General features: G+C 35.9%; 12 protein-coding genes and 1 tRNA gene. 7 read left to right on the top strand and 6 right to left on the bottom strand.

Annotated elements, in window-relative coordinates; all coding sequences use genetic code 11:
• Position 1: 1 nt before the first annotated feature.
• The 4 genes from JR347_RS17165 to JR347_RS17150 all read left to right on the top strand — a co-directional run bounded on the left by JR347_RS17165 (position 2) and on the right by JR347_RS17150 (position 7,306).
• Positions 2-919: a hypothetical protein gene (locus JR347_RS17165; RefSeq protein WP_205721802.1), complete on the top strand. Its 918-nt coding sequence runs from the start codon at positions 2-4 to the stop codon at positions 917-919.
• 16 nt (positions 920-935) lie between these two features.
• Positions 936-1,775, top strand: coding sequence for a hypothetical protein (locus tag JR347_RS17160; protein ID WP_205721801.1), 840 nt, complete (start codon positions 936-938; stop codon positions 1,773-1,775).
• A gap of 320 nt (positions 1,776-2,095) precedes the next feature.
• Positions 2,096-6,922, top strand: coding sequence for a PKD domain-containing protein (locus JR347_RS17155; protein WP_205721800.1), 4,827 nt, complete (start codon positions 2,096-2,098; stop codon positions 6,920-6,922).
• Between the two features lie 3 nt (positions 6,923-6,925).
• Complete coding sequence (locus JR347_RS17150) at positions 6,926-7,306, top strand: hypothetical protein (RefSeq protein WP_205721799.1); 381 nt, start codon at positions 6,926-6,928, stop codon at positions 7,304-7,306.
• A 108-nt stretch (positions 7,307-7,414) separates the two neighbouring features.
• Here the strand turns inward: JR347_RS17150 and JR347_RS17145 are convergent, their stop codons facing one another.
• Both JR347_RS17145 and rfaD read right to left on the bottom strand, forming a co-directional pair.
• Positions 7,415-9,016: an aryl-sulfate sulfotransferase gene (locus JR347_RS17145; RefSeq protein ID WP_205721798.1), complete on the bottom strand. Its 1,602-nt coding sequence runs from the start codon at positions 9,014-9,016 to the stop codon at positions 7,415-7,417.
• A 70-nt stretch (positions 9,017-9,086) separates the two neighbouring features.
• Complete coding sequence (gene rfaD, locus JR347_RS17140) at positions 9,087-10,037, bottom strand: ADP-glyceromanno-heptose 6-epimerase (RefSeq protein WP_205721797.1); 951 nt, start codon at positions 10,035-10,037, stop codon at positions 9,087-9,089.
• 99 nt (positions 10,038-10,136) lie between these two features.
• On the opposite strand from rfaD, the gene JR347_RS17135 reads away from it, so the two are divergent.
• Both JR347_RS17135 and lpxB read left to right on the top strand, forming a co-directional pair.
• Positions 10,137-10,553, top strand: a complete 417-nt coding sequence (locus JR347_RS17135) for a 6-pyruvoyl trahydropterin synthase family protein (protein ID WP_205723950.1) — start codon at positions 10,137-10,139, stop codon at positions 10,551-10,553.
• A 6-nt stretch (positions 10,554-10,559) separates the two neighbouring features.
• A complete protein-coding gene (lpxB, locus tag JR347_RS17130; protein ID WP_205721796.1) occupies positions 10,560-11,657 on the top strand; it encodes a lipid-A-disaccharide synthase in 1,098 nt (365 codons plus the stop codon).
• Here lpxB and clpX read toward each other — a convergent pair.
• From clpX to JR347_RS17110, 4 genes are all read right to left on the bottom strand, one after another.
• A complete protein-coding gene (gene clpX, locus JR347_RS17125) occupies positions 11,654-12,889 on the bottom strand; it encodes an ATP-dependent Clp protease ATP-binding subunit ClpX (protein ID WP_205721795.1) in 1,236 nt (411 codons plus the stop codon). The genes lpxB and clpX overlap by 4 nt on opposite strands.
• Positions 12,890-12,893: 4 nt before the next feature.
• A complete protein-coding gene (locus tag JR347_RS17120; protein WP_205721794.1) occupies positions 12,894-13,562 on the bottom strand; it encodes a ClpP family protease in 669 nt (222 codons plus the stop codon).
• 109 nt (positions 13,563-13,671) lie between these two features.
• Positions 13,672-15,006, bottom strand: a complete 1,335-nt coding sequence (gene tig, locus JR347_RS17115) for a trigger factor (protein ID WP_205721793.1) — start codon at positions 15,004-15,006, stop codon at positions 13,672-13,674.
• An 86-nt stretch (positions 15,007-15,092) separates the two neighbouring features.
• Positions 15,093-15,174, bottom strand: a tRNA-Leu gene (locus JR347_RS17110).
• 93 nt (positions 15,175-15,267) lie between these two features.
• On the opposite strand from JR347_RS17110, the gene JR347_RS17105 reads away from it, so the two are divergent.
• The gene (locus JR347_RS17105; RefSeq protein WP_205721792.1) at positions 15,268-17,472 is read left to right on the top strand and encodes a RelA/SpoT family protein; all 2,205 of its coding nucleotides are present in this window, start codon (positions 15,268-15,270) and stop codon (positions 17,470-17,472) included.
• Positions 17,473-17,504: the final 32 nt, after the last annotated feature.

Here is a 17,504-nt window from a genome sequence, read left to right as displayed (position 1 = left end):
AATGAAAAATATATTTAAATATTCATTGATACTTTTCTCGCTGGTGTTCTTTGCATCATGTGAGGACGAGGATACACAAAGGATTCCTACTGATGATCTCGGTACGGGTCCAAATGTAAGAATAGTGTTAGACCAGGACTTCTTGTTTATCAACCTGGATGATTTATCTTCAGCCAAGTCGGTTTTCGAGATTTTTTCAGAGAATCCGAATGATATAGCTCAGGTAGATATATCAGTGTCGTACACATCACAAGATGGGACAGTAACGACAGGTTCAGTGGTATTGGAGACCGTAACCGGAGCTGAGATTGCTGCTGCTGGTGGTAACTTGACAGGTTTGGAGATTACTGCTACTGAAATTGTAAATGGGTTAGCAGAGCTAACTTCCCTGAATGATATCGGTGGTGGTGATTTATTTACGTTCACCAATACTACCACAATGGTTGACGGTAGGGTATACCCTGAAGCGACAATAGGTGGTAACTCGAATGTAACGCCCAATATTGTGAATTCAGCGGGTACAACTAGTTTTACGTCTAACTGGCAGTTATATGTAGGTTGTGCTTCACCGGTTGAGGATATCGTAGGTGAGTACACCAGTGAAATTGTAGACACCAATTATGGAGGATTTCTAGGAGACCGCAATGAAGATGTGACGATTACGTTTAAAGGCCCTGAGCCATTCAGATATGAGATATCAGATATTTCATCGTTGGCGTATGTTCCTTTTGGAGGTACTGCTTACCCTGCAGATATCTATGATATTTGTGGTGCACCGGTTATGTTCCCTACAAATACTTTTGGTGGTACAACTCAGGTGGGTCCTGGATCATGGGATCAGGAGAATGGTGTTTTGACTTTACCACTATTTGAAGCATTTAATGGTTTAGGTTGGACAGTTGTTTTAACTAAAAAGTAATTAAAAGATAGAGAACATGAAGAACTTAATATATATACTCATGATAGTAGCTGCAGGTCAGCTACTATCATCATGCGTGGATGACTATCAGGATATTCAGGAACCACCGTTACTGGATGCTCCGGCTGTTTTTAGTTTTACAGTCTCGGATGAAACAGTTCCAACAGGCGGTTCTACTACCATTACATTATCAGTAGTAGATGCACCGGCAGGTTTGGCAGAGGTGACATTAACAGATGTTGATCAGTTTGGTGTAGGTGTAGGAGGAAGCTTTTCAGTTACATCTGCTTTTGCAGGGATTACTGAAGGGGACGTTGTAGTGGAATACACGGCACCAAGTGATTTCTCCCAAGGCATCATTACGCTAATTGTTACAGTTACTGATTCACAGATTAGAAATGGAGAAGATGTTAGTAAGAGTGCATCGATAGAGACAGATGTACTTATTACTTGTGCTCCATTAGATAATAACTATGCAGTGAACACAGTAATTGGTTTTGATGACTTTGATTCAGGTCCGTATAATTTTTCTGAATTATTATTGGCAGTAGACTGTGGTGACAGTTATTTCGTTAATGATATATCAGGAGGCCTTTGGAGTAATGATTACAATGAAGAATATGGCACATCGGCAAGAAATGCTCTTATAACAGTTGATGAAGATACCAATGTTGTAACTTGGACTAACATGGACGGCATGCCTGTCAGTGATCAGTTTGGAGGGACTATAATTCAAGACCCGGATCAACCTGATAGTAATTATGATCCTGCTACAGGAGTTATTACCATTTATTGGTTAGCAACTCGCTGGGGTGAAAATGGAGTTACAACCTATACACCTACCTCAGTAAATTAGTATTAATTTGAACTAGAACAAAAAAGAGACCCACTTCGGGTCTCTTTTTTTTTGAGATAAATACTATTACTAAATGATGTCTATAGTACCATAGATAATCGTTTATATTGAAAGCTTCAAATTTACGCTATTATTAATCCTGTTAAATACATAATTAATAGTACTCTTATTTGTAAAAGGAGGATACAATTTCAGTAGCGATAGTAACTATTTTAAGATGAAGAATTACATCTTATTAAAGGGATTCTTTATTTATTTTTACGATCTTATTGGGAACTTTATTTATCACTTCTTAATTTAAGGGATTAACATTATATGTAATGAAAATAAAATATACCACCTCGATTCTTTTCTTATTTATTGGAACACTAGTTTTAATTGGCATTAATAAATTATTTGATAGTAGACCAGAACGTATTTACTATGAGGAACAGCTTAGTAAACTTCATACCTTGAATAAGAGGGGGGTTACTAATTTTGAATCATTACCTAAAAGAGACAGACCAGATTTGGCATATATCCAAGAGTTTGAAATGACTATGGACCCTAAGCTGGGCTATCCACCAGTCCAAAGACAATTAGAAGCCTTTAGTAAAAAACAATCCATATTAGCGAATAAAATGGATCAATTGACTGCAATACCAGGTGTTCAGTGGAATGAGCGTGGACCCAATAATGTAGCAGGTCGCACAAGGGCTTTAATGTTTGACCCAAATGATAATGAAAGTAAGAAAGTTTGGGCTGGTGCCATTGGTGGTGGTCTGTGGTACAATGATGATATTACTGACCCAACAAAGAAGTGGGTCGCTGTTGATGATATGCTCGATAATTTAGCCATAAGTAGCTTAGCATATGATCCAAATAATTCTCAAATATTTTATATGGGTACAGGCCTGGGTTATACAAGTGACATTCAAGGTCTCGGAATTTGGAAAACTACGGACGGAGGTAATACATGGTCCCAATTAGCAAATACAGATAAATTCAATTTTCATTTTGTACAAAAAATAGAAGTGACAGATGAATCAACGGTTATTGCTTCAACGCTTGAAGGTTTATACAGGTCAACGGACGGAGGTAGCTCATGGAATAAAGTTATAGATGGAAGGTTCGGAGATGTTGAAATAGCATCTAATGGAATGATCATTGCTACACAAGGAGTTAACTCCAGTGGAGCAATATTTAAGTCAACAGATGATGGCTTAACTTGGTCAAACGTTACTCCTCAGGGGGCATCTGCTACTAGAATTGAGGTTGCGATATCACCTTCAAATCCAAATATAATATATGCAGTAGCAGATGGAGGCCGTGACGATCAAGATGTTGCTTGGTTCAAGAAATCAGTGAATTCAGGAGAAAATTGGGAAGATGTAACGATTCCTCTTTACATGGAACAAGATTGTTCAATGGGTGCAAGCCATTTTACTCGAGGACAAGCTTTTTTTGATTTAATACTCGCTGTACACCCAAATAATCCATCAATAGTAATTGCCGGTGGTATAGACTTACATAAATCGTCTGATGGAGGCATAAGCTGGCAACCCATTTCTTACTGGACTGGATCATTTTGTGATGATTACGTACATGCAGACCAACATGAAATTACATTTAGGCCAGGCTACCCAAATGAAGCTATTTTTGGAAGTGATGGCGGAGTATCGTATTCTGCAAATGTTGGTAATTCAAATAATCCAGAGTTTGATGATAGGAATTTAGGATATAATGTTACAACATTTTATTCGGTAGCTATTGAAAATAGCGTTGGCTCTAATTATATGCTTGCGGGCGCTCAAGATAATGGTACACAAAAGTTTACAAGAGCTGGTGTAGGATCTACTTTAGAGGCAACAGGTGGCGATGGTGGATTTTGTTTCATTGATCAAGATAATCCAAATTATCAGATTACTAGTTTTGTTTTTAATTCTTACCGTTGGTCTTCAGATGGAGGTAGGACATTTACGAATATTTCAGATGATCAAAGTTTAGGCAGATTTATAAACCCTTCGGAATATGATAGCGAGTCGGATATTCTGTATGGAGCAGGTGGTCTTAATCAATTTACAAGAATTACCGATATCACTTCTTCTCCTTCAGAATTAGAAACGATAGAAATTGAATTATCTTCAAGACAGATAACAACCATAAAAGCATCTCCTTACACATCAAATAGACTTTTCGTTGGTGTTCGAGTTAGCGGAGGAGAGGGGCTAATTTTTTCAATAGATAATGCTCATACCAGTACGCCTAGTGTAACAGAAATTACTGGCAATTTTGAAGCTAACCCTGGAGGTTGGGTTTCAAGTATTGACGTAGGTGCAACTGATGATCAACTACTTGTAACATTCTCGAATTATGGGGTTTCTTCTGTATATGAAACCACAGATGGAGGAACCAATTGGATTAGTAAGGAAGATAACTTACCTGATATGCCCGTAAGATGGGGTCTATATAATCCAGAGAATTATGATCAAGTTATGCTGGCTACTGAGCTAGGAGTTTGGTCAACCAATTCGTTTTCTGGAACACCTGATTGGGAACCGACTAATTCAGGGTTGGCTAATGTGAGGTGTGATATGTTAAGATATAGAGAGTCTGATGGAATAGTATCGGTGGCCACATACGGTAGAGGAGTTTTTACTACCAATATTTTTGCGAAAGATGCAAATGCTGATTTTCAAACAGATCAGGTAGTAGCATATGTTGGTGTCCCTGTTCAATTTTCAGATAATTCTCTACTACCTAACAATGATTGGACGTGGAATTTTGGTGACGGAACTAATTCCAGTGATCAGAATCCGACACACACATATAATACTCCTGGACATTATACAATTTCTTTGTCTATCGATGGAGGAGTTAGTATTGAAGAAAAGATTAACTATGTTACAATTCTACCAGTAAAATCCACCCCCTATCTGGCTGCAGATGGAGGGGGTTTCGAGTCTAACCCGGACGATTTTACTTCAAAGTCTTTATTAAATGGTATTGATCATTGGGAAAGAGGTGCTCCAGGAAACAGGTTAACAACTGTTAATTCAGGAACAAATACTTGGAAGACAGGACTTACTACTGACATCTCGGATGAAGGTTTTGACTATATATGTGCACTATATTCACCTGCATTTGATATGTCTGATAATACTAAGGAATACAAATTGTCATTTTATAAGAGTATGGAAAATGGTTATTGTAATGCTCCACATGGTTTGCAATTACAGTATAGTATAGATGGTGGTATTAATTGGTTTACTTTAGGTACTTCACAAGGTGAGCTAGAAGGTACTAACTGGTATAATAGGGGTGATAACACAGGATGTTCTATAGAACAGTCCGTGTTTTTTAATAAAGTTGGCTGGAATGCTACAAGCTTAACAACCGATAACGGAACAATAGATAATTCGGTCGATAACGAAATTACTCAATATCTACTAAATAATTTGGCTGGTCAAGCTAACGTCTCTTTCAGGTTTGTTAGTTCAGTTAATACAGGTTCGGGTAATGATAATGAAGGAAGTGTCTATGATCGAGATGGATTCATGATTGATGATTTCGAGATTATTGTATCTGAAGCTAGTGCAGAATTCACAGCAAATCAGACTATTGTATCAGTTGATCAACAAGTTGAATTTACTTATTTATCAAATGGAGCTCAATCCTTTGCTTGGGACTTTGGTGATGGAACGGCTTCAGATGTTGAAAACCCTATTCATTTGTATAGTAGCCCGGGTATTTATACAGTAAGTTTAGAAATTGTTAATAATGTAGAAACTTTGGTTAATACTAAAACGGATTATATAATTGTTCTTCCCAAAAGAGAAGTACCTTATTTGCTTGATGATGGAGGTGATTTTGAAACGAATACCACTGATTTTGGAGCTCAAAATATAACAGGTACTGGCTTTGAATTGGGTAATTCACCAATTGATGGAAAAGATGGAACAGCAAGTGGATCAAATGCGTGGGTTATAGGCCTAAATGACTCAGAGTATGTTGATGATTCAGAAGCCAGACTTATTTCACCTACATTTGCTTTTAATACACTGGGTAATTATACTCTTGAATTCAAGTCTAAACATAAATTTGAAGATAATTGGGACGGGTTTATAGTGGAATATTCTGTTGATTTAGGAGATAGCTGGGTAAAACTTAACAATGTTGAAGAGGAAGGTTGGTATAATCAAATAAGTGATCCTTTATCTGTGTTTGGTGCCAATCAACCAATTTTTAGTGGTGATACACAAGGTGAGTTTGTGACTTTCAGTACTGATGTATCTTTTTTATATCCGAACAATAATGTGATCTTTAGATTTTTATTTTTAAGTGATGCAGCGACAGTCGATGTTGGAATGGCACTAGATGACTTTCAGTTGTTAGGTCCAGAACCTGGCCCTGCTGTCGCTGATTTTTCAATTAGCGGTGATACAGGATGTGATGGGCAAGTGCTGAATTTTATAAATTTGTCGAATGGTACAATTGAAAGCCTTACATGGGATTTTGGATTAAATGCTACGCCACAGATGGCAGAGGGTATTGGACCACATACTGTAACTTATGAGAGTGATGTTTTAACTACAAATACGGTGGTTTTAACAGCCGTGGGTACAATTAACGGTGAAGTAATAAAGGAAGAAGAGATATCAATTGCACCATTACACCAACCAGAACCATTTGTAATTGATTATCTTCCCGGAAATTCTGCAACTCTTACGGCTTCCACTGGTGATGAATTCCAATGGCTCAAAAATGGTGAAGAGATACTTGGTGAGACTGACCAAACTATTACTATTAATGAGTTTAATGTCGACTATTCAGTGTTGGTAGGTATTGATGGGTGTTTTGTGGAAAGTGATGTACAAACTGTTATTTCAAGCATATATAGGGATTCAGACAATGTAAATTTTAATCTTTATCCTAACCCAATTAGATCAAATGTTTTAAAAGTAACATTGGATAGTAGAAGTTTTGGAAATTCTGTTGACTGTGAAATTTATAATCTTTTTGGTACGAGAGTAAGAGTGTACAGAAATAATCAATTGACTAATAACATAATCACTTTAGATATTACTGGATTGTCTTCGGGTTCTTATTTGTTGAAAGTGATCAATGGAAATAATGTGTTGTCTAGACAAATAATAGTAAATAGGTAGTAAATGAAAAAAATAATATTATTTTGTTCTTTGTTACTGGTATTCTCCTGTAATTCGTCTAATACATCTAGTTCTGGTATGCAGGACAACTCAGAGACGAGGAGTAAAATCATTTTAAGTCCTGATAAAGAATATACTTTAGTTATTAATCCAGCAACTTACGGAGTAAACCACTTTTCAGTAGTAAAAGATAAATTGAAAGTGTATGAAGATTCGTACGAGAGTGGTTATGTAAAATGGTATGATTCTCACAGGCTTGAAATATTCAAGACTCCAGGTATTATACCTCCTAGTAAGAATAAGAATGACTTTATTATTATTTATGATGTTGAATCTAAAAAGAGTAAGACCAAAACGGAAATAGAAGGGCCAGATAATAATTGATTTTTTGTTTCAGAAATTGGTAAATGCTCTTTGATAATTACAAGAGCATTTTTTATAAAGAGTCAATTAGTATTCTTAATTGAAAGAATAGTTAATATTAATGTTTATTCAATTAATTATTAATCTAACTACACGACCATTTGGAGAATGTATGTGATAAAGCCCATCTGGTAATTGTTCAATATTTATTACTTGACTTTTTTGAGTGAGTTCTATACTCATCAATTCTTGTCCCGCAACATTTTTTATAGTAATTATATTACCTATACTTCCTTTGATTACTAACTGTCTTGATGCGGGATTAGGATATATCTCCAATGTTGTGGTATTGATATCTTTATTTAGATCGTTAGAAGTAACTTGATCATATAATTCTATAAATCCTTTAGGAGATAAGTCTTTACCATTGAAGCCGTTGAATTCAATTGAGTATTTATGAGCCATAAATACTGTATTTCCGACAGCAATGTCACCTTGCTTGTAAACTTGCTCAGGATTAACAGGATTGACATATAACCAAACTCTTTCACCAGATGAATTAACTTCAAACAAGTTTCCTTTCGCTCCCTCACATATTAATATATTACCGTTAGGTAATTGCTGGGCAGATGAAAATCGCAACGAGAAGAAATCCTCCTGAGGATTACTAGTATATGAAGAGGTAAATGCAAGCGGTTCGAAAAGGCCTGTGTTATTATATGTAAATGTTCCAGGATCAAAAATATCAATACTAGAATAATTACTCTCTCTAAATTCTCCATTATTAAAGAGCATAATTTCACCTGCATTAGGGAGCCCTTCAGGTATCCAATGTGTAAAATGTTGACTGAAAAGTTTTCGGTCTTGATCATCGCCTTTCTTATATGCTTGTGGGTTACCCCATCGGTAAAGTAAATCGCCACCTCTGCCGTAAAACCCGCCAGAATGACTCGCTGCTTCTTCTGAAGATGTACTATGATCGATAATCCAAACCTCACTATAAGCATGAGCACTGAGCATAATCAAATCTTGTTCAGCGTTATAGTCAACATAATTTATATGATTCCACGATTTTCTAACAGAAGTAAAATAATTAATATCTATTAGCTCGGGATGTTCTGATACAGAGCCATAATTCCTTTTGGAAGGATCATTGTCTTGAATTAAGTGATCCCATACATACCATTCCCAAACTATATCTCCACCAGTTGCACCTGAAGGTTTAACTTCAACTAGATGGCAAGCAAAAAGTTCACCTTCATCTAAAGTTCCCGGAAGTCGTCCATTTTCAACGCTCTCTGTTTCACTTTTTAATTCCCAACCTATTATAATTATATTCCCATTGGGAAGAACCTCAAAATCATGATGATGCCTTTTTTCAGAATCAGAATAAAAATATTGCCAAAGTAAATTGTTGTCCCAATCAAATTTTTCAATTACACCACCCCCACCTGGACCGTTGATTGCTCCTTCGGGACCATATTGACCACCCCTAAATAAATTACCTTCCTCATCAAGATAAACCGTGAAGCCAGTGACGAACTCACTTTGCCAGGAATTCACTATTTGACCATCATTGTTTATTAAAAATGTTTTTAGCTGTCCCATCGGTGAAAATAGGGTATAACCATCACTTACATTATCGGGGGAGCTCTCAATTAAACCAACAGTATTTTGGCAATAGGAATTGTTAAAAAAGAAAAGAGAAAGGAAAATTAATAATAATCTCATTGTTAATATGTTTAACCAAAGTTGAAAGTTAATAATTCAGGTTAAAATTGAATAATAATCTTTGATAAAGCTATATTAAAAATTTACTTATATAATCGTCCACACCTTCTTCCAAGGTGTGGAATTTTTTATTGTAACCTATTGAAACTAATTTACTCATATTAGCCTCTGTAAAGTACTGATACTTGTCCCTAATATCTTCTGGAGTATCTATAAATGAAATATCTTCTGGTTTGTCCATCGCCTTAAAAACAGCTTTCGTTAAATCAAGAAATGTTCTTGCCTTTCCACTACCTAAATTATAAATCCCAGAATCCTTTCTATGATGCATTAGCCAAAGACAAACGTCTACCACATCTTTCACATAAACAAAGTCTCTCATTTGTTCACCGTCTTTAAATTCAGGATTATGCGATCGAAACAACTTCATTGCATCAGTATTTTTAATTTGGTTGTAAGCATGCCAAACTACTGAAGCCATTCTTCCTTTGTGGTATTCATTAGGCCCGTAGACATTAAAGAATTTTAAACCAACCCAAAACAGCGGTTTTTTATCCTGTTCAAGTGCCCAAACATCAAAATCTTGCTTCGATTGTCCATAGGGGTTCAAAGGCTTTAGCTTAGGTATTTCCTCTTCGTTGTCATCGTAACCAAATTCACCGAGACCATAAGTAGCAGCAGATGATGCATAAACCAGCGGTATTTGGTGTTTAATACATAACTTCCAAACTGACTTGGTATATTCAGTATTCATTTTTGTTAGTAGCTCAACATCAAAAAGAGTAGTATCCGTTTTTGCACCTATATGAAAGATGAATTCAACTTTCTGGCCGTTGAGATCTAGCCAATTAATGAATTGGTCTCTATCAATCCTCTTACTTATTTTGAGCCCTGCAATATTTTTGTTTTTATCCTCTCTGTCGAAATTATCAACTGCTATAATGTCATTGAAATTCTCATTATTTAGCTTTTCAATAAGCTGACTCCCAATAAATCCTACGGCTCCTGTTACTACTATCATTATGTTCTGGTTTTTGACAAAATAACCTAATTACATTCAATTATGTAAAAGGTTTATTAAAATGTTGCCTTTAGTATCTTTGCATCATATTTAATGGATATGGTTTTCGTAAGTAGACATGAACATTTTAATGCAGCACATAAGCTGTATAATCCAAACTGGTCAGAGGAGAAAAATGAGGAAGTTTTTGGTCCCTGCGCCAACTCGAATTGGCATGGGCATAATTTTGAGATAATTGTAACCGTAAAGGGCGAGCCTGACAAAGAAACAGGATTCGTGATTGATTTGAAGAAACTAAGTTCACTTATTAGAAAAGAAATCATTGCCAAAGTTGATCATAAAAATTTGAATCTTGATGTGGATTTTATGATTGGGAAGATGGCCAGCACAGAAAACCTTGTCATTGAATTTTGGAAAATTCTAAAGCCTCAAATTGAACTCATTGCACCTAATGCTCAATTGTACAGCATCAAATTGTATGAGACACCTCGAAATTTTGTAGAATATTATGGTTAAATCAATATGAGATATTACCTGGTTGCTGGTGAAAGGTCTGGAGATCTTCACGGCAGTAATTTAATAAAGGAAATATCTAAGCTTGATAAATCAGCAAACTTTAGGGGCGTTGGTGGTGATGAGATGATAAGTGCAGGACTTGATGCTAATATACATTACAAGGAATTAGCTTTCATGGGGTTTTTAGAGGTGTTGCTGAACCTCAGAACAATAAGGTCATTCCTTATTAAAACCAAAGAGGATATAATATCTTATCGGCCTGATGTCGTTATTCTAATCGATTATGGTGGATTTAATTTAAAGTTAGCTTCCTTCTTACATAAAAAAGGAATCAAGGTTTTCTACTACATTACGCCTAAAGTATGGGCATGGAATCAAGGAAGGGCGTATAAAATTAAACGTCTAGTTGATAGAATGTTTGTTATTCTTCCTTTTGAAAAAGAATTCTACAAAAAATTCGATTGGGATGTTGATTATGTCGGAAACCCTGTCTTGGATGCTATTAAAAACCACAATTATAAGGAAGTAAGTTTCTCTAATAACGATAAACCTATCATTGCCATTCTACCTGGGAGTAGGTCTCAGGAATTAAAAACTACATTGCCTGAGGTTAAAAAAGTTATCATCAATAATCCTCAGTTGTATTTTGTGATTGCGAAGGTTAATAACCTTGAACTATCTCAATATTTTGGATTAGAGGATTTTGAAAACGTTGAGCTCACAGAAGGAAATACTTACGATTTGTTGAAACAAAGTAAAGCCGCTATTGTAACTTCTGGTACAGCAACTTTAGAGACGGCACTACTAAAAGTACCACAAGTTGTCATTTATAAAACAAGTTTTACTTCATACGTAATAGGAAAGAGGTTGATTAAAGTAGGCTATATCTCTCTTGTAAATTTAATCGCAGATAAACCCGTTGTGAAAGAGCTTATTCAAAATGATTTAAATAAAAACCAACTCGAAAACGAACTCTATTTATTGATTAAAGATGACAACAAGAGAGCACAAATAATTGAAGACTATAATAAAATAGAACGTACGTTAGACATAGGTTCTGCCTCTAAGAATACCGCTGAATTAATAATAAAATATTTAAACTAGGCAACCTTCAACTTACTGTATCGAGACTTGTTAAATTTCTCTTCAGCATAGGCCCTTGTTACTATAAGTTTAGATGAATCTTTTGTAGATGGCATTTCGAACATCGCATCATTAACAATAGCCTCACAGATAGACCTCAATCCACGAGCACCGAGTTTGTATTCCATCGCTTTAGTTACTATAAAATCAATAGCACCTTTTTTAAACTCTACTTCTATATCCTCCATTTTAAACAATTTTTCATATTGCTTAATTAGAGCATTTTTAGGCTCAGTCAATATCTTAGTTAATGCCTCTTCATCAAGAGGGTTCAGGTATGTCAATACCGGCAAACGACCAATAAGTTCAGGTATTAACCCGAAACTTTTTAAATCCTGTGCAGTTACAAATTGAAGTAAATTATCATTTTCAACATCTAAAGGTTTTAAAGCATCCTCTTTAGAAGCAAATCCCAACGGTCTTGTATTAATTCTTTTTGCAATATTTCTAGATATACCATCAAAAGCACCACCGCAAATAAATAGAATGTTTTCGGTGTTTACTGAAATCATTTTTTGATCAGGGTGCTTTCTGCCCCCTTGGGGAGGCACATTAACTGTTGTACCTTCTAATAGTTTTAGCAATGCTTGCTGAACGCCCTCTCCACTTACATCTCTTGTTATTGAAGGGTTGTCCGACTTTCGTGCAATCTTATCTAACTCGTCAATGTAAACGATACCGCGCTCCGCAGCATCGGTATCGTAATCAGCTGACTGTAGAAGTCTGGTAAGTATGCTCTCTACATCTTCACCAACATAACCCGCCTCAGTAAGTACAGTAGCATCAGCGATGCAAAACGGCACTTGTAATATTTTAGCGAGAGTCCTGGCTAAATATGTTTTGCCAGTTCCTGTTTCTCCAACCATAATAATGTTAGATTTTTCAATCGTCACATCATCATCAGTTGGTTTCTGCATTAATCGCTTATAGTGATTATAAACAGCAACTGACATCACCTTCTTTGCTTCATCTTGACCAATAACGAATTCGTCAAGAAATTTTTTCATTTCAACAGGCTTTACCAAGTTAAAACTAGGAGCACCTGTAGAACCGCTACCTGTTTTCTTTTCGTCACTAAGAATTTGATTGGCCTGAGTAATACACTTATCACAAATGTGCGCGTGTATACCCGAGATCATTAAATCAACATCTTTTTTATTTCTACCGCAAAATGAACAAGTAACTTCTGACATAATTTTATTTTTTCTCTAATACCTCATCGATCAAGCCATATGCTTTGGCCTCGCTTGCCCTCATCCAATAATCTCTATCAGAATCTTTCTCTATTTTATCGTATTTCTGACCGCTGTGTTTAGCTAGTATGTTATAAAGATCTTTTTTAACTTCTAATGTTTGCTTTAACGATATCTCCATATCTGATGCCTGCCCCTGCATACCACTCATTGGTTGGTGAATCATGATTCTTGCATGTGGTAGTGCAGATCGTTTTTTATCATGCCCTGAAGCAAGAAGTACCGCACCCATTGAAGCTGCAAGACCAGTACAAATTGTAGCAACGTCAGGATTCACATATTGCATTGTATCATAAATACCCAACCCGGCATATACAGAGCCTCCTGGGCTGTTGATATACATAATAATATCTTTTTTCGGGTCGCTAGACTCTAAAAAGAGCAACTGAGCCGTAATAATGTTCGCAATCTGATCATCAATTCCCATTCCTAGAAATATGATTCTGTCAGAAATCAGTCGGGTAAAAACATCTATAGCACGGAAGTTTCCAGGTCGTTCTTCAATAACGTATTGAGTCATATTTTCGATAGCACTTGAGTAATCATCAAATGCATGACCGCTTATACCTTGACCTTTAACAGCAAATTTTCTAAGTTCTTCTTTATTTATCATCGTATTTTATCTCTTTTAAAGTACTCAATGTTAGTAAGAAAATCTAGATTTATATAAAAAAAGCCCATCCATTTAAGGTGAGCTTCTTCATAACATTAATCGTTATTAATTAGTTTTCGGCTGCTTTTTTAAACTCTTCCAAGTTTACCTTTTTATCGCTAACCGATATTTTTTCTTTAACTAAGTCCATGATTTTGTCTTCACGAAGCTCATTGTAAACTTTCATATAGTTCTGTCCATTTTCAGCTTGAAGGTAATTGTCTGCAAATGAATCTAAATGATCCTTCAATTGCTCAGCAGCAGCAGGACCACCTAATTGACTTAAAATCATCCCTTTTGCTCGGTCTTTTACATCAGCGTGCTCAACTTTAATTTCGTTGTCTTCACTTATTTTGTTTCGCAATAAGTCCCACTTCAATGACCTAACATATTCATCAAACTCCTTCTCAATATCTTCCTCGGTAACTTTACCTTCATTAGTTACAAGAAGCCATTTTTTTAAGAATTTTTCAGGTACTTCAATTTTGGTACTCTTAATTAAAGTATCTCTTATATCTCTGTTTAATAAAAGGTTAGATTCTCTCTTATAATTTTCTTCAACAGTCTGTTTTACCTTTTCAGTAAACTCACTTTCAGATTTTACTACATCTTTACCAAAAACCTTATCGAACAAGTCTTGATTCAATGTTGCTGGTACCGTTCTGTTAACATTTTTTACAGTAAACGTGAATTTTCCTTTTATATCGTGAGCCTTATCATGACCAATATCTAATAAGCTCATTAAATCATGGATGTCATTTACCAATTTATGGATTTCAATTTCAACAGAATCTCCGGACTTAAGCCCCTTGAATTTCTTCTGCTCTTTCTTATTAATGTTATCCCATTTCAATAATGATTCATTGGATAAATCACCATCAACTTCTTGAAACGTTCCAAAGAGATCATCACCTTCTTCACTTACTTCAGGGTTGGTGACTTCACCAAATTGTTTCTTAACATTGTCAAGGGTTTCATTCAGCCCTTTCTTATCAAGCTCTATGGTGTATGATTTAACTTTCACTTTAGATGAGATATCATATTTAAAGTCATCAACCATTCCAATCTCGTATTCAAACTCAAATTCCTTTTGAGTGTCCCAATCTATGTTTTTAGATTTTTCCTGATCGGGTAGAGGCTCACCAATGAGTTGGATATTGTTCTCTTTTACATAATTGTTGATCGACTGAGATAAAGTATTATTTACTTCTTCTACTAAGATAGATTTGCCATACATCTTTTTGATGAGACCCGTAGGTACTTTGCCCGGTCTGAAGCCTTTAATGTTGGCTTTCTTGGCATAATCTTTCACTTTTTCCTCAACCTTAGGTTGATAATCAGTTTCGTTTAACTTAACTTTAATAATAGCTTCTGTTGAACTTTTTTTGTCTAATGAGATGTCCAAAGTAATAGAGGTTTAGTTCGGTGATATTGTAAATTAAAAACCCTCAATCTCGATTTTTATTCATCGTGATCGAGGGTATTTCTTTGTGCGGATGGAGGGACTCGAACCCCCATGCCGTGAGGCGCTAGATCCTAAGTCTAGTGCGTCTACCAATTTCGCCACATCCGCTTATTTCAAAATGGAGTGCAAATGTATTTATAAATTCTGATTGTGCAAATATAAAATTTTAGTTTTTTTGTTTTTAAATGAACCCGGTTTTGTATGATTGAAATTGACGTTGAAGAAGAAAATAAGGAGATTGTAAAAAGATATCGTCAGCTTCTCAGAAATGCGAAGCCGTTTTTAAAGGACAACGATTCCAAGTTAATAAGGAAGGCCTTTAATACAGCCTTAGAAGCACACAGTGGTACAAGAAGAAAATCAGGTGAACCATATATATTTCACCCTATTGCTGTAGCAAGAATCTGCGTTACAGAAATTGGCCTGGGTACAACCTCAATAATATCAGCACTACTTCACGATGTTGTTGAAGATACTGAATGGACAATCAAAGATATTGAAAGAGATTTCGGTAGAAAGATTGCTCGAATAATAGATGGCTTAACTAAAATCTCTGGCGTATTTGAGCATGGTAGTTCACAACAGGCCGAGAATTTTAGAAAAATGCTTCTTACACTTTCAGAGGATGTCAGGGTAATTCTTGTAAAACTGGCTGATCGGTTGCACAACATGCGTACTCTGGAAAGTATGCCGGTTAATAAGCAATATAAAATCGCATCAGAAACAATATTCTTATATGCTCCTTTAGCTCACAGGCTTGGTCTCTATACGATTAAGTCTGAAATGGAGGATTTATATCTTCGGTATACTGAAGCTGAAGTATACGAAGATTTAGTACGAAAAATTGATGCTACTAAAGAAGCCCGCACCAGGTTTATTAAGAGTTTTATAAGGCCAATTCAAAGAAATTTGAATGATCTTAGTTTGGACTATGTAATCAAGGGCAGGCCGAAGTCAGTATACTCCATTTGGAATAAAATGAAGAAACAGGATATTCCTTTTGAGGAAGTTTATGACCTTTTTGCGATTCGTATCATTTTAGATGTGCCGCCAGAAGCTGATAAAGCTGCTTGCTGGCAAGTGTATTCCATAGTAACTGATTTCTATAAACCCAATCCTGATCGGTTGCGCGACTGGATAAGTACACCAAAGGCCAATGGATACGAATCTTTGCACACTACCGTAATGGCGAAAAACGGTCAGTGGGTGGAAGTTCAAATTAGAACCAAGCGCATGGACGATATTGCTGAAAAAGGATATGCTGCCCATTGGAAGTATAAAGAGAGTGATGCCGGAAGCTCCGGTCTTGAGCAGTGGATATCAAAAGTTCGAGACATGCTGGAACAAAATGATTCATCAGCATTAGAATTTGTTGATGACTTTAGAGGTAACCTATTTAGTGATGAGGTTTTTGCCTTTACTCCTAAAGGTGAACTAAAAACATTACCGAGGGGCGCCACAGCTCTGGATTTTGCATTTGAAATTCATACAGAAGTTGGAGCAAAATGTATAGGAGCAAAAGTTAATCAAAAACTAGTGCCTATTAACTATACCCTTAAAAATGGCGATCAGGTTGAAATTCTAACTTCCAATAAGCAAAAGCCAAATGAAGATTGGCTACGTTTTGTAGTAACTTCAAAGGCTAAGAGTAAGATAAAGGATGGTCTAAAAGAAGATAAAAAACTGCTGGCTGAAGAAGGTAAAGAGTTACTCTTCAGAAAGCTAAGACAGTTTAAAATCGATAACAACCATGAAACAGTGGATAAGCTCAGAGCTTATTTCAACATGGGAAGTATTTTCGATCTGTATTTACGCGCAGGGAAAGGTCTTATAGATAATAAAGATCTAAGGAGGTTTAAAGACTTTAAGCCCTCGGGTACAATAAAATCGCGTCCTACCTCAAAAATTTCAGACGCTCGCTCCTTTGAGAAAGAGATTGTAAAGGTAAAGTCCAATGATGTCCTATTAATAGGCGAAGATATGGATGTGATTGACTACAAGTTAGCGAAATGCTGTAATCCAATTCCAGGAGACAATGTATTTGGCTTTGTAACTGTTACCGAAGGGATTAAAATACATAGAGTCTCATGCCCTAATTCCCCAGAGTTACTTGCAAATCATGGACATAGAGTTGTCAAGGCTAAATGGGCCAGCGAGCACGAAGCAGCTTTCTTAGTTAGTATGAAGATAATCGGAACAGATAGAGTAGGCCTTATTAATGATGTTACCAAAATAATTTCTGATGAACTTAAAGTGAATATGAGGTCAATGTCTATCGACACCGATTCAGGAATCTTTGAGGGAGAAATAATGCTTTATGTGAACGATACTAGACATTTAGATTTATTAATAACCAAGCTTGAAAAAGTAGAAGGGGTAGTCAAGGTTTCAAGACTAGAAGCCTGATAACATTCTCTTGTTCTAAGAGGCTATCTTCT

Origin of the sequence: Fulvivirga lutea (assembly GCF_017068455.1) — a bacterium.
Lineage (GTDB): Bacteria > Bacteroidota > Bacteroidia > Cytophagales > Cyclobacteriaceae > Fulvivirga > Fulvivirga lutea.
This window is presented reverse-complemented; position numbering and strand designations above follow the sequence as displayed.